This window comes from Streptomyces sp. NPDC046379 (assembly GCF_055587785.1).
Genome location: NZ_JBVJFP010000021.1, coordinates 1 through 21595, shown reverse-complemented (window position 1 = coordinate 21595; position 21595 = coordinate 1). Strand labels below are relative to the sequence as shown.

General features: G+C 73.2%; 13 protein-coding genes and 1 tRNA gene. 10 read left to right on the top strand and 4 right to left on the bottom strand.

The window, feature by feature from the left end; genetic code table 11:
* Nucleotides 1–336 precede the first annotated feature (336 nt).
* The 9 genes from ACZ6KF_RS29045 to ACZ6KF_RS29005 all read left to right on the top strand — a co-directional run bounded on the left by ACZ6KF_RS29045 (nt 337) and on the right by ACZ6KF_RS29005 (nt 15835).
* Complete coding sequence (locus ACZ6KF_RS29045) at nt 337–2742, top strand: sodium-translocating pyrophosphatase (protein ID WP_469241033.1); 2406 nt, start codon at nt 337–339, stop codon at nt 2740–2742.
* A gap of 203 nt (nt 2743–2945) precedes the next feature.
* Complete coding sequence (locus ACZ6KF_RS29040) at nt 2946–3536, top strand: small secreted protein (RefSeq protein WP_356630686.1); 591 nt, start codon at nt 2946–2948, stop codon at nt 3534–3536.
* Between the two features lie 339 nt (nt 3537–3875).
* Nucleotides 3876–5405, top strand: a complete 1530-nt coding sequence (locus ACZ6KF_RS29035; RefSeq protein WP_469159579.1) for a DUF7059 domain-containing protein — start codon at nt 3876–3878, stop codon at nt 5403–5405.
* 415 nt (nt 5406–5820) lie between these two features.
* On the top strand, nt 5821–6018 hold the full coding sequence (locus ACZ6KF_RS29030) for a hypothetical protein (RefSeq protein WP_356630688.1): 198 nt from the start codon (nt 5821–5823) through the stop codon (nt 6016–6018).
* A 257-nt stretch (nt 6019–6275) separates the two neighbouring features.
* The gene (gene topA, locus ACZ6KF_RS29025) at nt 6276–9116 is read left to right on the top strand and encodes a type I DNA topoisomerase (protein ID WP_469241032.1); all 2841 of its coding nucleotides are present in this window, start codon (nt 6276–6278) and stop codon (nt 9114–9116) included.
* Nucleotides 9117–9428: 312 nt separating this feature from the next.
* Nucleotides 9429–12677, top strand: a complete 3249-nt coding sequence (gene tmk, locus ACZ6KF_RS29020) for a dTMP kinase (protein ID WP_469241030.1) — start codon at nt 9429–9431, stop codon at nt 12675–12677.
* A gap of 77 nt (nt 12678–12754) precedes the next feature.
* On the top strand, nt 12755–13960 hold the full coding sequence (locus tag ACZ6KF_RS29015) for a DNA polymerase III subunit delta' (protein ID WP_469159582.1): 1206 nt from the start codon (nt 12755–12757) through the stop codon (nt 13958–13960).
* Nucleotides 13961–14057: 97 nt separating this feature from the next.
* On the top strand, nt 14058–15674 hold the full coding sequence (locus ACZ6KF_RS29010; RefSeq protein WP_469241027.1) for an alpha/beta hydrolase: 1617 nt from the start codon (nt 14058–14060) through the stop codon (nt 15672–15674).
* An 84-nt stretch (nt 15675–15758) separates the two neighbouring features.
* Nucleotides 15759–15835, top strand: a tRNA-Thr gene (locus ACZ6KF_RS29005).
* A 278-nt stretch (nt 15836–16113) separates the two neighbouring features.
* On the opposite strand, the gene ACZ6KF_RS29000 is transcribed toward ACZ6KF_RS29005, so the two are convergent.
* The 3 genes from ACZ6KF_RS29000 to ACZ6KF_RS28990 form a co-directional block, all read right to left on the bottom strand.
* A complete protein-coding gene (locus ACZ6KF_RS29000) occupies nt 16114–17820 on the bottom strand; it encodes a bifunctional 3'-5' exonuclease/DNA polymerase (protein WP_469241025.1) in 1707 nt (568 codons plus the stop codon).
* 99 nt (nt 17821–17919) lie between these two features.
* A complete protein-coding gene (locus ACZ6KF_RS28995; protein WP_469241023.1) occupies nt 17920–18666 on the bottom strand; it encodes a Clp protease N-terminal domain-containing protein in 747 nt (248 codons plus the stop codon).
* A gap of 80 nt (nt 18667–18746) precedes the next feature.
* A complete protein-coding gene (locus tag ACZ6KF_RS28990) occupies nt 18747–19394 on the bottom strand; it encodes a LysE family translocator (protein ID WP_356630703.1) in 648 nt (215 codons plus the stop codon).
* Nucleotides 19395–19473: 79 nt separating this feature from the next.
* On the opposite strand from ACZ6KF_RS28990, the gene ACZ6KF_RS28985 reads away from it, so the two are divergent.
* Complete coding sequence (locus tag ACZ6KF_RS28985) at nt 19474–20655, top strand: DUF2786 domain-containing protein (protein WP_469159601.1); 1182 nt, start codon at nt 19474–19476, stop codon at nt 20653–20655.
* Nucleotides 20656–20665: 10 nt separating this feature from the next.
* On the opposite strand, the gene ACZ6KF_RS28980 is transcribed toward ACZ6KF_RS28985, so the two are convergent.
* The gene (locus ACZ6KF_RS28980) at nt 20666–21208 is read right to left on the bottom strand and encodes a DUF4232 domain-containing protein (protein WP_356630725.1); all 543 of its coding nucleotides are present in this window, start codon (nt 21206–21208) and stop codon (nt 20666–20668) included.
* Nucleotides 21209–21595: the final 387 nt, after the last annotated feature.

Sequence of the window (21595 nt, the reverse complement as noted above, 5' to 3'; positions counted from 1 at the left end):
CTCCGACGCAGTAATCACCGCAGTCTGTCTGCAGTAGTCACCGCAGTCACGCAGTCGCCGCGGTGAATTTCAGTAATCGCAGTCAACGAAGTCGTCGTCGCAGTCTTCACCGAGGGCCCTGCCGAGCAAGCAGGGCCCTCGGTGTTTTCCCGCGGCCCGCGAAGGCCCCGGAGGAATGCGTCCGGAGTATGAGAACTTTCCGGTTCCATGACTTCCTGCGATCATTTTCGTGGAGCGAGTGAACGCGAATCGCGGTTTGCCGTGCCCTGTTGATCGGGCTCGGACACCTGCACTCCGTCCACATCTTGAGCTCAGCCCAAGCGTCAAGGAGGACGAATGGCGGAGCTTTCTTCCCCGCACGAGTGGGATCACTCCACGGCCTTCGCGGCAGCGGTGCTGACCGACGGCAACCGGGTCCTGGTGCTGATTGTCGCGGCCGTCGCGCTGGCGGCGCTCGTGGTGGCCGGGGTGCTGTTGCGCCAGGTACTCGCCGCGGGCGAGGGCACCGACGGCATGAAGAAGATCGCCACCGCCATCCAGGAGGGCGCGAACGCCTATCTGGCACGGCAGTTGCGCACACTCGGCGTATTCGCCGTCGCCGTGTTCTTCCTGCTCCTGCTGCTGCCCGCGGACGACTGGAATCAGCGCGCCGGCCGGTCGGTGTTCTTCTTGATCGGCGCGGCCTTCTCGGCGGCCACCGGCTATATCGGAATGTGGCTCGCGGTGCGCAGCAATGTGCGTGTCGCCGCGGCGGCCCGTGAGGCGACTCCGGCGGAAGGCGAACCGGAAAAGGATCTCACCGCCGTATCGCACAGAGCAATGAAGATCGCCTTTCGCACGGGTGGCGTCGTCGGCATGTTCACGGTGGGCCTCGGGCTGCTCGGCGCCTCCTGCGTCGTGCTGGTGTACACCGCCGACGCGCCGAAGGTGCTGGAGGGCTTCGGGCTCGGGGCCGCCCTCATCGCCATGTTCATGAGGGTCGGCGGCGGCATCTTCACCAAGGCCGCCGACGTCGGCGCCGACCTGGTCGGCAAGGTCGAGAAGGGCATCCCGGAGGACGACCCGCGCAACGCCGCGACCATCGCCGACAACGTGGGCGACAACGTCGGCGACTGCGCGGGCATGGCGGCCGACCTCTTCGAGTCGTACGCCGTGACCCTCGTCGCCGCGCTGATCCTCGGCACCGCCGCCTTCGGCGACGCCGGGCTGGCCTTCCCGCTGCTCGTGCCCGCCATCGGAGTGATCACCGCGATGATCGGCATCTTCGCGGTCGCGCCGCGCCGGGCCGACCGCAGCGGGATGAGCGCGATCAACCGCGGGTTCTTCATCTCCGCCACGATCTCGCTGGTGCTGGTCGCCGTCGCCGTCTTCGTCTATCTGCCGGACACGTACGCGGAGCTGGACGGCGTCACCGACGCCGAGATCCTCGGGACGGACGGCGACCCGCGGATCCTCGCACTCGTCGCGGTGGGCATCGGCATCGTCCTCGCCGCCCTCATCCAGCAGCTCACCGGCTACTTCACCGAGACCAGCCGCCGCCCGGTCCGGGACATCGGCCGGACCTCCCTCACCGGACCGGCCACCGTCGTCCTCGCCGGTATCGCCATCGGCCTGGAATCCGCAGTCTACACAGCTCTGTTGATCGGCCTCGGCGTCTACGGCGCCTTCCTGCTGGGCGGCACCTCGATCATGCTGGCGCTGTTCGCGGTCGCGCTGGCCGGCACCGGACTGCTCACCACGGTCGGCGTGATCGTCGCGATGGACACCTTCGGCCCGGTCTCCGACAACGCCCAGGGCATCGCCGAGATGTCCGGCGACGTCCGGGGCGCGGGCGCGCAGGTGCTCACCAACCTGGACGCGGTCGGCAACACGACCAAGGCCATCACCAAGGGCATCGCCATCGCCACGGCCGTCCTCGCCGCGTCGGCGCTCTTCGGGTCGTACCGCGACGCCATCGCCACCGGCGCGCGCGACGTCGGCGAGAAACTCGCCGGCGAGGACTCGCCGATGACGCTGGCGATGGACATCTCGCAGCCCAACAACCTGGTCGGACTGATCGCGGGGGCGGCGGTCGTCTTCCTCTTCTCGGGGCTTGCCATCAACGCCGTGTCGCGGTCGGCGGGTTCGGTGGTCTTCGAGGTGCGGCGGCAGTTCCGGGAACGGCCCGGGATCATGGACTACAGCGAGAAACCGGAGTACGGAAAGGTCGTCGACATCTGTACGAAGGACGCGCTGCGGGAACTGGCCACGCCCGGGCTGCTGGCCGTGCTGGCGCCGATCTTCATCGGGTTCACGCTGGGCGTCGGCGCGCTCGGCGCGTATCTCGCGGGGGCGATCGGGGCCGGCACGCTGATGGCGGTCTTCCTCGCCAACTCGGGCGGCGCCTGGGACAACGCCAAGAAGCTCGTCGAGGACGGCCACCACGGCGGCAAGGGCAGCGACGCCCACGCCGCGACCGTGATCGGTGACACGGTCGGCGACCCCTTCAAGGACACCGCGGGCCCCGCGATCAACCCGCTGCTGAAGGTGATGAACCTGGTCGCGCTGCTGATCGCGCCCGCCGTCATCAAGTTCAGCTACGGCGCGGACGAGAACACCGGCGTGCGCGTCCTGATCGCGGGCCTCGCCCTGGCGGTCATCGTGGGGGCGGTGTACGCCTCCAAGCGGCGCGGCATCGCCATGGGAGACGAGGGCGACGCCGACGGCACCGCCAAACCCGTTGATCCGGCGGTGGTTTCGTAGCAGGGGGGCGGGAAACCCGGCTCAAGGGGCGGGCAGGCGGAGCGCGTTGACGCTTCGCCGGCCCGCCTCGCCGCTTTCGCGCCCCACCGTGAGCCTTCTCTCTCCCGCTCTCCCTTGCCGCAAATGGCTTCAAAATGGGTCAAAGCAGACGTTTATCATATGTCTGCCGTCCGCTCGGCGTGTATGTTCCGGGGCCGAGAGCCATGGAAGGGACCAAACCGGTGAACAAGAAGCTCGCTGCCGCACTGTCCGGCGGTGCGGTACTCGTACTGGCACTGTCGGGATGCACCGGCGACGACGGGGACGACAAGCTGGACGCCTGGGCCAAGCAGGTCTGCGACGCCGTCAAACCGCAGGCGAAGAAGATCCAGGACGCCAACGCGGCGATCCAGAAGGAGACCTCCGACAACAGCGAGCCCGAGCAGGTCCAGAAGACCGACTCGGTGGCATTCGGGGACATGTCCGAGGCCTACAAGGCGATGGGTGCGGCTGTGAGCAAGGCCGGCGCGCCGGACGTCGAGGACGGCGAGAAGAAGCAGCAGGACGCGGTCAAGGAGCTGAACGGCCTCTCCGCCTCCTACGCCGATCTCCAGAAGCGGGTCGACAAGCTCGACACCAAGGACCAGGCCGAGTTCGCCGAGGGTCTCAAGGACATCGCCGGCCGACTCGACAAGCTCGGCAAGAGCGGCAGCGACGCCCTGAAGGCCCTGGAGGAGGGCGAGGTCGGCGAGGCGATGCAGAGGCAGGAGAGCTGCAAGAGCGCCTCCGCCTCCGCCTCGCCCGCGGCGGCGTAGTCGCCTGCGGCGGCGTAGTCGCCTGCGGCGGCGTAGTCGCCCGTGGCGGCCCGGTCGGCCTGGCGGCCCGGTCGGCCTGGCGGCCCGGTCGGCCGCCGACGGGCCTGCGCGCCGGGCGTCCGACGCGCTCCTGGCGGGCGCACGGGGCACCCGCCAGGCACCCGCCGGTCTTACGACGCACCCGCGCCCCGGCGACACGGCCCACCCGCACCCGGTGCCATGCCCCCCTGTTCCGCCGCTACGACCCACCCGCGCCCGGCGCAACGGCACCCCCACGCCGCCCCCCCGCGAGCCCTCCGGCGCGGGTGCGGGCAGCCGGGCGCACGTCACAATGGAGGCGTGAGTAACGCCAGTCAGTCCTCGCTGTCCGTCCTGCCCTCCGCCGACCGCCCCGGCACCGTCGCACGGCTGCGGGACGCCCTGCTCGCGGCCGACTTCACCGCCGACGGACTGCTCGAACTCCTCGGCGCCCCCGCCTACGCGGCGCTGGCCCGCAGCGAGACCGTCCCCGCGCTCCGGGCCACCAGGGGAGACACGCCGCTGGAGACGCTCGTACGGCTGTTCCTCCTTCAGCAACCCGTGGGGCACGCGCGCGTGGCGGCCGTTCTGCCCGTCGCCGAGTGCCTGGAGGACGGGTGGCTGACGCGTGCGGGGCAGGACGAGGTCGCGGCGACCGTGGACGTGCGGCCGTACGGCGGGCCCGGCGGGGAGGACTGGTTCATCGTCTCCGACCTGGGCTGCGCGGTCGGCGGGGCCGGCGGCATCGGGCGGCACGACGAAGGCGTCGTCCTCGGCGTCGGCGGCGCCTCCACCACCCTGGCCGGCATCACCGTGCGCACGCCCGTCGCCGCCGCCCTCGACCTGGGCACGGGCTCCGGCATCCAGGCCCTGCACGCCGCCCAGCACGCCACGCGCGTGACGGCGACCGACGTCAACCCGCGTGCCCTGCACATCACCGCCCTCACCCTGGCGCTGTCCGGCGCCCCGGCCGCCGACCTGCGTGAGGGCTCGCTCTTCACGCCGCTGCGGGACGACGAGACGTACGACCTGATCGTCTCCAACCCGCCGTTCGTCATCTCCCCCGGGGCTCGGTTGACGTACCGCGACGGCGGGATGGGCGGGGACGATCTGTGCCGGACGCTCGTTCAGCAGGCGGGGGAGCGGCTGAACGAGGGCGGGTTCGCGCAGTTCCTCGCCAACTGGCAGCACGTCGAGGGGGAGGAGTGGCAGGAGCGGCTGCGGTCCTGGGTGCCGCAGGGGTGCGACGCGTGGATCGTGCAGCGCGAGGTGCAGGACGTCACGCAGTACGCCGAGCTGTGGCTGCGGGACGCGGGCGACCACCGCGGTGACGCGGCCGACTATCAGGCGCGGTACGACGCCTGGCTGGACGAGTTCGAGGCGCGCAAGGTGAAGGCGGTGGGCTTCGGCTGGATCACCCTGCGCCGGACGGGGGCCGCGACGCCCTCGGTCACGGTCGAGGAGTGGCCGCATCCGGTCGAACAGCCGCTCGGCGAGACGGTCCGGGCGCACTTCGCCCGCCTCGACCACCTGCGCGCCCGCGACGACGCCGCCCTGCTGGAGGAGTGCTTCCGGCTGGCCCCGGAGATCGTCCAGGAACAGGTCGGACTGCCCGGCGCCGAGGACCCCGAGCACGTCGTGCTGCGGCAGAACCGCGGCATGCGCCGGGCCACCAAGGTGGACACGGTCGCCGCGGGCTTCGCGGGCGTGTGCGACGGCTCGCTGACCGCCGGGCGGATCCTCGACGCCATCGCCCAGCTCATGGGCGAGGACCCGGTGCTGCTGCGGGACCGCACGCCGGCGCAGATCAGGCTGCTGGTGGAGCAGGGGTTCCTCGAACCGGCGCAGTGACTTCCCGCACGATCACGCCCCACGCCGCGTCGTCGTCACGCCGCGTCGTCGTCGCGCCGCGGTCGTCGGTCGTCGTCACGCGTCGTCGCGCCGCGGTCGTCGTCGCGCCGCGGTGACCGCCACGGCCCGGTTACCGTCACAGCCAAGGTGACAGTGACCGGACAGGAGGCGGGGGCGGGGGCGAAAACCGGCCAAGGCGGCCGGGAACGTCTCGCACCATGATTTTTTCCTCGGCGATCCGGGCCCTTCCGCGTCCTGTCGGCTCCCGTCGGCGGGGCGGACCGGACGCCGGGGCCCGGTGATCCACAGGCCCGTCGCCCGCACGTTCACGTCAGGTTCGCCCGGACGCCGCCCGCGCGTGTCAACCTCCGGAAAACAGATCCGCACGGACCGGAGAAAAGGGGCGCGACGAGCCATGGAGAGCGGACCGGCGATCTTCGCGGGATTGACGTTCGCCCTGTTCGGAGCGGCCCTCGCGGCCTGGACGGCGACCCGCGTGCGACGCCGTGAGCCCGTCGCCCTCGGTGTGAGTCCCGTCGCATCGGCGGCCACCGCGAGCGTGGTCGCGTTCGTCTCCCTCGCCGTCGGCGCCTGGTGCCTGACGCAGGTCTGACGGCAGGTCCGGCAGGCGCTCGGGATCTCTCACCTGGCTAATTGAGAGGTGGCGCTCCGGATCGGCGCCCGAACGGCCTCGGCCACTCCGGGCGGCAGGAATGGCGGTAGTCGGGTTACCGTTCGAGTGGCCGTTGCGGGCTTTTCCCGTTTGACACGGGGGCGGGATGTACCGTCACACTCCGCAGCGTCACCATGACCCGACCCCGGGACCAAGGCCTGGGGAGGCCCCAGCGTCGACCGGAGAGAAGAGCGAAGTTGTCCCCGACCAGCGAGACCGCACAGGGCGGCCGCCGACTCGTCATCGTCGAGTCGCCTGCCAAGGCGAAGACGATCAAGGGCTACCTCGGCCCCGGCTACGTCGTCGAAGCGAGCGTCGGGCACATCCGCGACCTCCCCAACGGCGCCGCGGAGGTGCCGGAGAAGTACACCGGCGAGGTGCGCCGCCTCGGTGTGGACGTGGAACACGACTTCCAGCCGATCTATGTCGTCAACGCCGACAAGAAGGCGCAGGTCAAGAAGCTCAAGGACCTGCTGAAGGACTCCGACGAGCTCTTCCTCGCCACCGACGAGGACCGGGAGGGCGAGGCGATCGCCTGGCACCTCCAGGAGGTCCTCAAGCCGAAGATCCCGGTCAAGCGCATGGTGTTCCACGAGATCACCAAGGACGCGATCCGGGCGGCCGTCGCCAACCCGCGCCAGCTCAACCAGAAGCTCGTCGACGCCCAGGAGACCCGCCGCATCCTCGACCGCCTCTACGGCTACGAGGTCTCGCCGGTCCTGTGGAAGAAGGTCATGCCGCGCCTGTCGGCCGGCCGCGTCCAGTCCGTCGCCACGCGCCTGGTCGTCGAGCGGGAACGCGAGCGCATCGCCTTCCGCTCCGCCGAGTACTGGGACCTGACCGGCACCTTCGGGACCGGCCGCGCGGGCGACGCGTCCGACCCGTCGTCGCTGGTCGCACGCCTGCAGACGGTCGACGGCAGGCGGGTCGCGCAGGGCCGCGACTTCGACTCCCTCGGGCAGATCAAGAGCGCCAACACCCTGCACCTCGACGAGGCCGCCGCCCGCGCGCTGGCCGCCGCCCTGGAGAACACCCGCTTCTCCGTCCGCTCCGTCGAGTCGAAGCCGTACCGCCGCTCGCCGTACGCCCCGTTCCGTACGACGACGCTGCAGCAGGAGGCCAGCCGCAAGCTCGGCTTCGGTGCGAAGGCCACCATGCAGATCGCGCAGAAGCTGTACGAGAACGGCTACATCACCTACATGCGTACGGACTCGACGACCCTGAGCGAGACGGCGATCGCCGCCGCCCGCGCCCAGGTCACGCAGCTGTACGGCGCCGACTACCTCCCGCCGCAGCCGCGCACCTACGCCGGCAAGGTCAAGAACGCGCAGGAGGCGCACGAGGCGATCCGTCCCTCGGGTGATCGTTTCCGCACGCCCGCCGAGACCGGTCTGACCGGCGACCAGTTCAAGCTGTACGAGCTGATCTGGAAGCGGACCGTGGCCTCCCAGATGAAGGACGCCATCGGCGACAGCGTCACCGTGAAGATCGCCGGCGCCGCCTCCGACGGCCGCGACGTCGAGTTCAGCGCGTCCGGCAAGACCATCACCTTCCACGGCTTCCTCAAGGCCTACGTCGAGGGCGCCGACGACCCCAACGCCGAGCTGGACGACCGCGAGCGCCGGCTGCCGCAGGTCGCCGAGGGCGACGCCCTGACCGCCGAGGAGATCACGGTCGACGGGCACGCCACCAAGCCCCCGGCCCGCTACACCGAGGCGTCGCTGGTCAAGGAGCTGGAGGAGCGCGAGATCGGCCGCCCGTCGACGTACGCGTCGATCATCGGCACGATCCTCGACCGCGGCTACGTCTTCAAGAAGGGCACGGCCCTCGTGCCGTCCTTCCTCTCCTTCGCCGTGGTCAACCTGCTGGAGAAGCACTTCGGCCGGCTCGTCGACTACGACTTCACCGCCCGCATGGAGGACGACCTCGACCGCATCGCGCGCGGCGAGGCCCAGGCCGTGCCGTGGCTGAAGCGCTTCTACTTCGGCGAGGGCCCCGGCCACGGCAGCGGCGCGGCCGACGCCGGCAACGGTGACGGGGACCACCTCGGCGGCCTCAAGGAACTGGTGACCGACCTCGGCGCGATCGACGCCCGCGAGGTGTCGTCGTTCCCCGTGGGCAACGGCATCGTGCTCCGCGTCGGCCGCTACGGGCCGTACATCGAGCGCGGCGAGAAGGACGCGGAGAACCACCAGCGCGCCGACATCCCCGAGGACCTCGCGCCCGACGAACTGACCGTCGAGCTGGCGGAGGAGCTGCTCGCCAAGCCGAGCGGCGACTTCGAGCTGGGCACCGACCCGAGCACCGGCCACACCATCGTCGCCAAGGACGGCCGCTACGGCCCGTACGTCACGGAGATCCTCCCCGAGGGCACGCCGAAGACCGGCAAGAACGCCGTCAAGCCGCGCACGGCCTCGCTGTTCAAGTCGATGGCGCTGGACACGGTGACGCTGGAGGACGCCCTCAAGCTCATGTCGCTGCCGCGCGTCGTCGGCACGGACACGGACGGGCAGGAGATCACCGCGCAGAACGGCCGCTACGGGCCGTACCTGAAGAAGGGCACGGACTCGCGCTCGCTGCAGTCCGAGGACCAGATCTTCACGATCACGCTGGAGGAGGCGCAGGCGATCTACGCCCAGCCGAAGCAGCGTGGCCGCGCGGCCGCCAAGCCGCCGCTGAAGGAACTGGGCGAGGACCCGGTCAGCGGGAAGCCGGTGGTGGTCAAGGACGGCCGGTTCGGCCCGTACGTCACCGACGGGGAGACCAACGCCACGCTGCGCTCCGGCGACAGCGTCGAGACGATCACCCCGGAGCGCGGATTCGAACTGCTCGCCGAGAAGCGGGCGAAGGCCCCCGCGAAGAAGGCGCCGGCGAAGAAGACCGCCGCCGCCAAGACGACGGCGGCCAAGAAGACGACCGCGGCGAAGAAGACGGCGAAGAAGACGACCGCCAAGTCGGCGGCATCCAAGACCGCGACCGCGAAGAAGACCGCCGCGAAGAAGGCGACGGCTTCGAAGTCGGCGGCGGGCGAGGACTGAGCGGGCCGGGACGGGCCGGACCGGCCGGGAGCTGATCGGGTCGGGACCGGCCCGGGGCTGATCGGCCGGACTGGCCGGGTTGGGACTGGCCGGCCGCCTCCGACGGGTCGGCCGACGGCTCGCCCGTCCGCCGGTCGGCGGCCCGATGGTCGCCAGCTGCCCCACGGGCGCGGCGTTTCGGCCATATGTCCGGTCCGTCGCAGGTACCCCCGCGTTCGCGAAACGAACGCCCCGGCATCGTACGGATGTCGGGGCGTGCACACGTTCGGGCGGGTCCACCGGAGTGCCGGTCCGGCCCGATAGGCTGAAAGCATGACGCGAGCCGAGCAGCCAACGGCCCATCAGCCGGCCCCCGACGACGCCCTGGTCGCCGACTCCCGCGAGCGCGCCGTCCGCGCCCTGCTGCGCCGCCCGCAGCTGAAGCGGTTGTGGAGCGCACAACTGGTGAGCGGGGTCGGTGACGTTCTCGCGCTCCTTGTGCTGGTCCTCCTGGTCCTCCAGGCGGCCGTCGCGGAGGGCTCCTTCGGCGGCGGCTACCGGGGCGCGGCGTTCGTAGTGGCGACCGTCCTCGGGGCGCGCATTCTCGCCACGCTCCTCTTCGGGGCGGTCCTGCTCGGCCCGCTCACCTCGCTCACTTCCCAGGACGGCCCGCTGGACCGGCGCTGGACCATGGTCGGCGCGGACGGGCTGCGTGCCGCGCTGCTGATCGTCGCGCCGCTGTGGATCGACTGGACGCCGGACAACGCGCTCGTCGCCCTGCTCGCCACCGTCTTCGTGACCGGCGTCGCCGAGCGCTTCTGGACGGTGTCGCGCGCGAGCGCCGCCCCCGCGCTGCTGCCCGCCCCGCCGCCGGAGGGCGCGACGGTACGGCCGCTGCCGGACCACATGGACGCACTGCGCCGCCTGTGGCTGCGCACCGGCTTCGCCGCCGTCCCGCTGGCGGGCGCCGCGCTGGTCACCGCCGGGCTGTTCAACAACCTGCTGGGCGCCGGGGTCGACTGGTTCGCCCAGCATCAGGCCGCCCTCGCCTCGTACGTCGCGGCCGGGCTGTTCGCGGCGTCGCTGTCCGTGCTGACCTTCCTCGACGTGCCCGCCACCCGCACCCCCCGCGCGCGGTCCCCGCTCGAAGGGCTGCGCCGACCCAAGGCGGGCGCCGGCGCCGACAAGGGCCGAACCGGCGCCGTCCCGCTGCTGGTGCTCGCCTGCGCGGCCGTCGCCGCCGCGGTCGCCGCCGCCGGCGCGGTCGCCGTGCTGCACGCCAACGACCTCGGCGGCGGCCCGGTGACGTACGGGTTGCTGGTGCTGCTGCTGACCGGCGGAGTCGTCGTCGGCGTCCGTACGGCGCCGAAGGTGCTGGTGACGCTGTCACGGCGGCGGATGCTCGCGCTCGCCCTCGCCTTCACCGGCGTAGCCCTGCTGGCCGCCGGCCTCGTCCCGGACGTCGCCACCGTGCTGCTGATCGTCGCGCTGGCCGGCGTCGGCGCGGGCGCGGCGGCGAACACCGGGCACGCGCTGCTCGACCAGGAGACGGAGGAGCACCGGCGGGCGCGGACCACCGAGCATCTGCACGCCGTCGTCCGGGCCGTCGTCGCCCTCGCCGTCGTGGCCGCGCCCGTGCTGGCCGCGCTGATCGGGCCGCACCGCGTGGAGAACGGCAAGTTCGTGTTCGCGCACGGCGGAGCGGCGTACACCCTGATGCTGGTCGGCGCGCTGCTGCTTCCGGTGGCCGCGCTGGTGCTGGCCAAGCTCGACGACCGTTCCGGGGTGCCGCTGCGCCAGGACCTGCGCGACGCGCTGCTCGGCGGCGACGACCCGGTGCAGTCGCCCGCGGGCTCCGGCTTCTTCATCGCCCTGGAGGGCGGCGACGGCGCCGGGAAGTCCACCCAGGCCGAGGCGCTCGCCGAGTGGATACGGGCCAAGGGCCACGAGGTGGTGCTCACCCGCGAGCCCGGGGCCACGCCCGTCGGCAAGCGGCTGCGCTCCATCCTGCTCGACGTGTCGAGCGCCGGGCTCTCGCACCGCGCGGAGGCGCTGCTGTACGCCGCCGACCGCGCGGAGCACGTCGACACCGTGGTGCGGCCGGCGCTGGAGCGCGGCGCCGTCGTCATCTCGGACCGGTACATCGACTCGTCGGTGGCCTACCAGGGGGCCGGCCGGGACCTGTCCCCGACCGAGATCGCCCGCATCAACCGGTGGGCGACCCACGGCCTCGTCCCGCACCTGACCGTGCTGCTGGACGTCGCACCGGAGACCGCCCGGGAGCGGTTCACGGAGGCGCCGGACCGGCTGGAGTCCGAGCCCGCCGAGTTCCACGCGCGCGTGCGCTCCGGTTTCCTCACGCTGGCCTCCTCCGACCCCGGGCGCTACCTGGTGGTGGACGCCGGCCAGGAGCCCGAGGCCGTCACCACCGTGATCCGGGCCCGGCTCGACCAGTTGCTGCCGCTCTCCGAGGCCGAGATCAAGGCGCAGGAGGAGGCGCGGCGCAAGGCCGAGGAGGAGGCCCGCCGCAAGGCGGAGGAAGAGGCCGCCCGCAAGGCCGAGGAGGAGCGCCTGGAGCGCGAGCGCCAGGAACTGCTCGCCCGGCTGCGCGCCGAGGAGGAGGAGCGCAAGCGGCGCGAGCTGGAGGAGGCGCAGCGGCGCGAGGCCGAGCGGCAGGCCGAGGAGGCCAGGCAGCGGGCCGAGGAAGCGCGCAGGCGCGCGGAGGAGGAGCGGGCGCGGCTGCTCGCCGAGGAGAAGGCGCGCGCGGAGGAAGAGGAGCGGCGCCGGGCCGAGGAGGAGCGGCGGCGCAAGCAGGCCGAGGAAGAGGCCCGGCAGCGGGCGGAGGAGGCCCGTCGGCGCGCCGAGGAGGAGCAGCGCCGGCTGGCGAAGCAGCGTGAGGCCGAGGCGGCGCTGCTGCGGGCCGAGGAGGCGCGCAGGGCGGCCGAGCAGGCAGCGGCGGCAGCGGCGCAGGGCCCGCGCCCTCCGGCGCCGCCCGCCGTCCCGACGGACGCGGCGACCGTGCCGACGCCGGTGGTGACCCCGACGAACGCGACGGGCGGGCCGCTGGAGGAGACGGCGGTCCTGCGTCCGGTGCGCGACGAGGCGCCGCGGGACCGCGGCGCCGCCGACGCCGAGGCCACCACTGAGCTGCCGCAGCCTTTGCCGGGGGCCGCGGACGAGACGGCCGTGCTGCCGCAGGTCCCGCCGGGGGCCGACGGGGCGGCCGTACGGCCCGCAGCGCCGGGACAGGACCCGGTGGACCGGGTCCCGCCCGGCTACTTCCGGGACGAGCGGCCGGACGCGGCGGGATCGCGGGCGGAGGCGGCCGAGGACCGTACGCGGGAGCTGCCGCAGGTCGGCGAGGACGGGACGCCCCGGCGCAGGCCGCGGTCCGACTGGGCCGAGGAGACGCCGCTGGACGACCTGCCGACGCTGGCGGACGAGCTGCTCGGCCCGCACGACGACAGCCGCGACGACAGCCGCGACGACGCCCATGCCGACGGCCACGACCACGGCTCCGGCGACGGTTCGCGCGACGGAGACCAGGGGCGCCGCGGGTGGGGCCGGGGGCGCAGGAGCTGAACCGTCGCGGGCGTTGTCAGTGGTCGCCCGCACAATGGACGGCGTACCGCGAACGTGACGGAAGGGCGGCGTGACCCATGAGCGTGTGGGACGACCTCGTCGGGCAGGAGAGGATCGGCGAGCAGCTCGCCGCCGCGGCACGGGACGCCGACGCCCTGGTCACGGCCGCGTCCGCCGACGCCCCGCCGCCCGAGGCGTCGAAGATGACGCACGCCTGGCTGTTCACCGGCCCGCCCGGCGCCGGCTACGTCCAGGCGGCACGGGCCTTCGCCGCCGCCCTCCAGTGCGTCAGCCCCGACCGCGCGCTCGGCGGCGCGCCGGGCTGCGGCTTCTGCGACGGCTGCCACACGGCCCTGATCGGCACCCACGCGGACGTCACCACGGTCACCGCGGTCGGCGCGCAGATCCGCGCCGAGGACATGCGGGACACGGTCCGTCAGTCGTTCACCGCCCCGGCGAACGGCCGCTGGCAGGTCATCCTGGTGGAGGACGCCGAGCGGCTGAACGAGAAATCGGCGAACGCCGTCCTCAAGGCCGTGGAGGAGCCCGCGTCCCGCACGGTGTGGCTGCTGTGCGCGCCGTCGGTCGAGGACGTGCTGCCCACCATCCGCTCCCGGTGCCGGCTGCTGACGCTGAGCACCCCGTCGGTGGACGCCGTCGCCGACATGCTCGTCCGGCGCGAGGGCGTCGAACCGGACGTCGCCATGGCGGCGGCCCGCGCCACGCAGGGGCATGTGGAGCGGGCGCGCCGACTGGCCACCGACCCGGAGGCCCGCGCGCGCCGCGCCGCCGTGCTGAAGCTGCCCCTGCGCGTCGACGACGTCGGGGGCTGCCTCAAGGCCGCCCAGGAACTGGTCGACGCCGCGGCGGCTGACGCCAAGGCGCTCGCCGACGAGACGGACGCCAAGGAGACCGAGGACATGAAGGCGGCGCTCGGCGCGTCGCAGGGCGGCCGGATGCCGCGCGGCACGGCGGGCGTGATCAAGGACCTGGAGGACAACCAGAAGCGCCGCCGCACGCGCACCCAGCGCGACAGCCTCGACGTCGCCCTGTCCGACCTCACCGCCTTCTACCGCGACGTCCTCGCCCTCCAGCTCGGCTCCCGCGTCGCGATCGCCAACGCCGACGCCGAGGACGCCCTGGAGCGGATCGCCCGCGGCAGCACGCCCGAGTCCACCCTGCGCCGGATCGAGGCCGTCGCCGCCTGCCGCGAGGCCCTCGACCGCAATGTGACGCCGCTGCTGGCGGTGGAGGCGATGACGATGGCGCTCAGAGCCGGCTGAGCGGCGAGGGGTCCGCCGCGCGTTGACGGCGTCGCCCGTCCGTGGCACATCCGCGACGCAGCGCGCCGAAGTGATCGCGCAGCGTTACGATCACGGGATGCACACCAACCGTCCCCTTCCCGGGTCCCGCAGCGCGCGCAGGTCCGGTCGAGGCGCGCGCACCGCAGCCGCGCTGATCGCGCTGGCGGCGATGCTGGGCGCCGCGGCCTGCTCGCCCGGGAGTCCGACGAGTTCCACGTCGGCGGCCGGCGATCCCGCCGTGCTGGTCGCGCTGTCCGGGGCGACGCCGTCCGGGCTCGCGCCGTACTACGAGCAGAAGCTGAAGTGGCGCGCCTGCGGGGTGCCCGGCTTCGAATGCACCACGCTGCTGGCCCCGCTCGACTACGACCGCCCCGGCCAGGACGGCGACGTCCGCCTCGCGGTCGCCCGCAAGAAGGCCACCGGGCCCGGCGAGCGCCTGGGCTCCCTCCTGGTGAACCCGGGCGGACCGGGCGGCTCGGCGATCGGCTACCTCCAGGAGTACGCCGGTATCGGCTACCCGGCCGAGATCCGCGCCCGCTACGACATGGTCGCCGTCGACCCGCGCGGGGTTGCCCGCAGCGAGCCCGTCGAGTGCCTGGACGGTCCGGCCATGGACGCGTACACGCAGACGGACGGCACACCGGACGACGAGCGGGAGACGGCCGGGCTGATCGAGCAGTACCGGAAGTTCGGCGAGGGCTGTGGCGAGGACGCCCCGAAACTGCTGCGGCACGTCTCGACGGTCGAGGCGGCCCGGGACATGGACCTCCTGCGGGCGGCGCTGGGCGACGAGCGGCTCAACTACGTCGGGGCGTCGTACGGCACGTTCCTGGGAGCGACGTACGCCGGGCTGTTCCCGGAACGGTCGGGGCGGCTGGTGCTGGACGGCGCGATGGACCCGACGCTGCCCGCCCGCAGGCTCACCCTGGACCAGACGGCGGGCTTCGAGACGGCGTTCAGGGCGTTCGCCGAGAACTGCGTGACGCAGAACGGCTGCCCGCTCGGCGGCAAGGGAACCAAGCCGGAGCAGGTCGGGCGCAACCTCAATGCCTTCTTCGAGAAGCTCGACGCCAAGCCGCTGCCCACGGGCGACGCGGACGGACGCCGGCTCACCGAGTCCCTGGCCACGACCGGTGTCATGGCAGCGATGTACGACGAGGCGGCCTGGCCGCAGCTGCGCGAGGCGCTCACGGCGGCGATGAAGGAGGGCGACGGCGCGGGCCTGCTCGTCCTCTCCGACGGCTACTACGAGCGGGACGCCGAGGGCCGGTACTCCAACCTGATGTCCGCCAATGCCGCCGTGAACTGCCTCGACCTCCCGCCCGCCTTCGACACCCCGGACGAGGTCCGCGAGGCCCTGCCCGACTTCGAGAAGGCGTCCCCGGTCTTCGGCGAGGGCCTCGCCTGGGCGTCCCTGAACTGCGCGTACTGGCCCGTCGGCCACACCGGCGAACCGCACCGCATCGTGGCGAAGGGCGCCGCCCCGATCGTCGTGGTCGGGACCACCCGCGACCCCGCGACCCCCTACCGCTGGGCCCAGTCCCTGTCCCGCCAGCTCTCCTCGGCCCGCCTCCTGACCTACGACGGCGACGGCCACACGGCGTACGGCCGAGGCAGCGACTGCATCGACCGCACGATCAACGCCTACCTCCTGCGCGGCACCCCGCCGACGGACGGGAAGCGCTGCTCGTAGCACCGGCGCGGGCCGGTACGAAGCACCTCCGGAAACTGTGTAGACTTACCGACGTTGCTGATCGCACCATGGTGCGACCGGCGCGCCGCCTTAGCTCAGATGGCCAGAGCAACGCACTCGTAATGCGTAGGTCTCGGGTTCGAATCCCGAAGGCGGCTCCATTGAAACCCCAGGCCGAATTCCTTTGACCTGGGGTTTTTTGCGCTACCGGACGCGTCAACGACACCGGTCACGGGCCGCGCGTCGGTCCTCGGTCTCAGTTCTGGTCTCAGTTGTGATTTCCGGGCCGGGCCTGGCGTCTCCCCCGCGGCGCATCGTGTCCTTCGAGCTACGAGACGCAAGCCGCGGCCACGACCTGCCTGCCGGCGTCATGCTGCACCGCCCGTGGGGCCTCGGCGGGCGGCGCCGTCCGGTCCCGCCGCACCGCACGCCCGCCCGCTCACTTCGCGTCCGCGTAACACCTCACCACCGCCGCCGTGAACGGAAACCGCACCGGCGTCTCGCCGAACGTCAGTCGCGCGGCCAGCTGCGACGCCTCCCGGATCGCCGCGACCACCGTCTGCGCCTCCTCCTCGGGACAGTGCACGATCACCTCGTCGTGCTGGAAGAAGACCAGCTCGGCCGCCATGTCCGCGCAGGCGCGCCGGAGGGCGGCGAGCAGGAGCAGGGTCCAGTCGGCGGCGCTGCCCTGCACGACGAAGTTGCGGGCGAACCGGCCCCGCGCGCGGGCGTTGGTGGAGGCGTAGCCGGGGACCCAGTCCTGGGCGCGTCCGTCGCCGCCCGGGTCCTCGACGGCCGGGTCGTCCTGGGGCAGGCCCGCCTCGTCCGCGCCGCTTCTGCCCGCCCCGGCGGCCGGCGGGCAGGTCCGGCCCAGCCAGGTGCGCACCAGCCTGCCCTCCTCGCCCGCGCGGGCCGCCTCGTCGACGTACTCCACCGCTTTCGGGAAGCGGCGTCTGAGCGCGGCGAGGTTCTTCAGCCCGTCGCCGGAGGTCTGGCCGTAGATCGCGCCGAGCACGGCGAGCTTGGCCTGGTCGCGGTCGCCGGCGAAGGCGCGGTCGGAGACGGACTGGTAGAGGTCGGTCTCCCGGCCGGCGACCTCCATCAGGCCGGGGTCGCGGGAGATCGCGGCGAGGACGCGCGGTTCCATCTGGTCGGCGTCCGCGACGACCAGCCGCCAGCCCGGGTCGGCGACGACGGCGCGCCGGATCACCTGGGGGATCTGCAGGGCGCCCCCGCCGTTGGTGACCCACCGCCCGGTCACCGTGCCGCCCGCCTGGAACTCGGGCCGGAACCGCCCGTCCCGCACCCAGTCCTGCAGCCAGGACCAGCCGTGGGCGACCATGATCCGGTACAGCTTCTTGTACTCGATGAGCGGTTTCACCGCCGGGTGGTCGACGGTCTCCAGCTCCCAGCGGCGGGTCGAGCCCACCTTGATCCCGGCCTGCGCGAAGGCCTTGACGACGTCGGCGGGCAGATCCGGGCGGACCCGGCGGCCGAAGGCGGCGGACACCTCGTCGGCCAGCTCGGCCAGCCGGCGCGGCTCGCCGCCGCCCGCGTACCGCTCGCCCAGCAGGTCGTGCAGCACCTCACGGTGCACGGGCGCGCTCCAGGGGACGCCCGCGTGGTTCATCTCGGCGGCCACCAGCATCCCGGCCGATTCGGCGGCGGTCAGCAGCCGCATCCGGTCCGGGTGGGCGGCCCGCTCGTGCCGCCGCAGCTGCTCGGCGTAGACCGCGAGGAGGTCGTCGAGCGGGAGCCGGGCGCCCTGTGGCTCGAACAGCGGTGACTGCGCGCCCGGTTCGGCGGAGCGCGCAGGAGGGTCGGGCGGCACGGGGCCGCCCCGCAGCCGGGCGAGGGCGGCGGCGGCCGAGCGTGGCTCGCCGTACCGCCCTTCGTGGCCCAGGAGGAGGGTCTCGGCGTCCTCGACGTCGTAGCACCGCTCCACTCGCACCCCCGTGGCGAGCAGCCGCGGATAGACCTCGGCAGTGGACCGCCACACCCACCGCGTCACCCGGGGCCTGCTGCGCACCGCCTCGGCGAGATCCTCCTCCCGGACCACCGGCCCGGCGGGCAGCCCGTCCGGACCGAGGGGGGCGACGTCCACGCCACCGTCCTCGGCCGGAGCGAGCGCCCACCTGTCGGCCATGAACGTGAGTGTCGCACCAGGGTCTGACAACGGCCCCGCGCGACGGCCCGGGAGCGATGGCCCCCATGGCCTGGGGGCGGCACTTCAGCCTTGTTCCGGCTAGTCCTGCTCCGGCTCCGCCTTCGTCGGCTGCTGCTGGATCAGCGCGAGCACGTCCGCGACGTACTGCTCCACCGACGCCTTGGTGATGCCGAGCCCGGACAGCACGCCCTCGCCGTTCTCGAACTCCAGCAGGGCGAGCAGGACGTGCTCGGTGCCGATGTAGTTGTGGCCGAGGCGCAGGGCCTCGCGGAAGGTCAGCTCCAGCACCTTCTTGGCGTCGGGGCCGTAGGGGATCAGCTCCGGTACGTCGTCGGCGGCCGGGGGCAGGGCCGAGGCGGCTGCCTGGCGTACGGCGTCGAGGGGGACGCCCTGCGCGGTGATCGCCTTGGCGGCCAGGCCCTCCGGCTCGGCCAGCAGGCCGAGGACCAGGTGCTCGGGGCGGCCTTCGGGCGTGCGGGCGGCGACCGCCTCGTTGTGGGCGGCCATGACGGTGTTCCGCGCCCGGGGCGTGTAACGGCTGAAGCCCTGGTTGGGATCGAGGTCGGCGGACTCCTTCGGTACGAAGCGCTTTTGGGCGGCCTGCCGGGTGACGCCCATGCTCTTGCCGATGTCGGTCCAGGACGCGCCGGAACGCCTGGCCTGGTCCACGAAGTGGCCGATCAGGTGGTCGGCCACGTCGCCCAGGTGCTCCCCGGCGAGCACGGCGTCCTGGAGCTGGTCGAGGGGCTCGTCGTGGACCTTCTTGATGGCCGCGATGAGGTCGTCGAGACGGACGGATGACGTGATGGTCGGGTTCGTCGCCATGTGTCAACCGTAGGTTGCACCCCCAATGGTGTCAACCATCGGTTGACACATCCGGTCCGCCGCCGTCGCCCCCTCCCGGCCTACTTCGGAGTCGCCGCCAAGCGGACGGCCAGCCCTGCGAACACCGTCCCCGTGAAGACGCTCAACCCTCGTGCCACGCGCCGGCTCCGGCGCAGCAGCGCGGACAGCTTGCCGGAGAGCAGGCCGATCGAACCGTCCACCGCGAAGCCCATCACCACGAAGGTCAGCCCCAGCACCATGAACTGGCCGGGGACGTGGCCCAGCGCCGGGTCCACGAACTGCGGCAGGAAGGCGACGTTGAAGACGATCACCTTCGGGTTGAGCAGATTGGTCACCGCGCCCTGCCAGAAGGCCCGCCACCGCCCCGCCCCGGCGCCTTCCGCCGGCTCCCCGCCCGGGACGTCCCGCGCGACCGGCGCCGCCGGCTCCCGGAACGCCCGGTAGGCCAGGTACAGCAGATACGCCGCCCCCGCCCACCGCAGCACCTGGTACAGCACCGGCAACGTCGTGAACAGCGCCGACAGCCCGAGCGCCGCGGCGACGGCGTGCACGAACATGGCACAGGCGACCCCGGCCGCCGCCATCACCCCGGCGACGGGTCCGCCCTTCCCGCCCATGGCCACGACGAACATCATGTCGGGCCCCGGAGTGACGCACAGGGCCAATGCGGCGACGAGGAACGCCGTGTACAGATGCGGGTCCACCATGTGCGCCATGCTCGGTGCGGGCCCCCGCGCGGGCGAGCGAATTTCGTGGAGTGAGACGCGCCCGTGACACGATCGCCGGGTGGACGACACGACCAACACCGTCGAACGCGCCTTCGAGGCTGCCCTGTATGCCCCCGGCGACGACCACGTCGCCCTGGACACCGGCGCCTCGCTGCTCGCGGCCGACCCCGCGGCGGACGCGGAACTCGCCGCGCGGGGGCGCGGGTTCGTCGCCGACCTGTGGCGGCGCGGCTGGGAGCCCGCCGACGTCGTACGGATCGTGCGGCGCGACCTCGACGACGTCCACGTACGGCTCGCCGCCTCCCTGATCCGCTCCCAGGCGTCCGACGACCGTCCGCGCGGACCTCGCTGGACCGCCCAGATCGCCGAACTCGGCCGGCTGGACCCGCAGGCCGGAAAGGAGCCCTCGGGCGACCGCTTCGCCCACGCCACCGCCGTCCTGGAGCTGTACCGGCTGCTGGCGCGCCTGCCCGCCCTGGAGTCCCTGGACGAGCCGCGGCCCCGCACGCCCGCCCGCGGCAGGCCACAGGGCGAGTCGAGGGCGCTGGGCCGTATCCGCGCCCTGCTCGCCAAGGCCGAGGCGACGAGCTACCCGGACGAGGCCGAGGCGCTCACCGCCAAGGCGCAGGAGCTGATGGCCCGGCACAGCATCGACGAGGCCCTGCTCGCCGCGCACGCCCCGGCCGCCGACGAGCCCACCGCATGCCGGATCGGCGTCGAACCGCCCTACGAGCAGGCCAAGGCGGTGCTGCTGGACGCGGTCGCCTCCGCCAACCACTGCCGGGCCGTGTGGAACGAACCCTTCGGCTTCTCCACCGTCGTCGGCTTCGCACCCGACCTGGAGGCCGTCGAACTGCTCTACACCTCGCTCCTGGTGCAGGCGACGACCGCGATGACCAAGGCGGAGGCCGCCCAGCGGGCCCGCGGCCGCAAGCGCACCAGGACCTTCCGGCAGTCCTTCCTCGCCGCCTACGCCCACCGCATCGGCCTGCGTCTGGAGGCCGCCGCCGAACAGGCCGCCGAGGAAGCCGCCGCCGAGGCCGCCGCCCGGGGCGAGGCGGCCGACGAGCTCCTGCCGGTACTCGCCTCCCGCGAGGTCGCGGTCACCGGACGGATGGAGCAGCTGTTCCCGGAGACCACCACGACCCGGCTGCGCGGAGTGACCGACGCGGCCGGTTGGACGGAGGGCGCCCGCGCGGCCGACCGGGCGGAGGTGAGAGCGCGCCGACGGCTCGAGTGAGGCCGGCCCCTCAGTCGCCCGCCTGCTGGAAGGCGCCGACCGACGCCTCGGGCGCCGCCTCCCCGCCCGCCACCGGCCCGTACGACCACGGGTGGCTGCCGCCCTCCGCCGCACCCGGCAGCGCGATCTCCAGGGCCTCCACGGCGAGGCTGCCCGCGGCACCCTCCTCGCCCCGCACGTACGTGAGGGTGAACGACGCGGCGGCGCCCTCGGCGAGCGTCAGCTTCTGCGCCTTCGCCGCCTCGTCGACCGGTACGGCGACCTTCTCGCCGCCGGCCGAGAACTTCACGACGGGGAAGCCGTCGAGGATGCACTCGGAGCCCTCGTTGGTCAGCGTCACGGGCAGGTTGCCGGTGTCCCCGGCGACGGGGGCGGCGTTGGCGGGGCCGACCTCGACGGCGATCCCGTCGGCCGCGCACGCGGCGGCCGCCGCGCGGGTCGTCCTCCCGCCGCCGTCCCCTCCTGCGTCGCCCTCGCCGGCGCCGCCACTGTCACAGGCGGTCAGGAGCAGGGCCGCGGCGAGGGCGGCGACGGTGAACGGTACGGACGGCACGGAGCGCATGAAGAATCCCCTGTGAGGTGGTCGGTGAGGTGGGTCGTGACGAACCCTCAGGATCATCACGTACGGCGGACCCGGCAGGTCACGCGCCCCTGCCGAACGCAGCCCTGCGCCCCGCCGAACGCGCCCGTGCGCCCCCGCCGAACCCAACCGTCACGCCCCGCAGCCACCACGGGGGAAAGCCGCGTACGACGCACCGCCCACCCGGCGTTCGCGTAGCCGCGATGGCGGGTGGGCCGCGTACGGCGCACCGCCCACCCGGCGTTCGCGTAGCCGCGATGGCGGTTGGGCCGCGTACGGCGCACCGCCCACCCGGCGTTCGCGTAGCCGCGATGGCGGTTGGGCCGCGTACGGCGCACCGCCCACCCGGCGTTCGCGTAG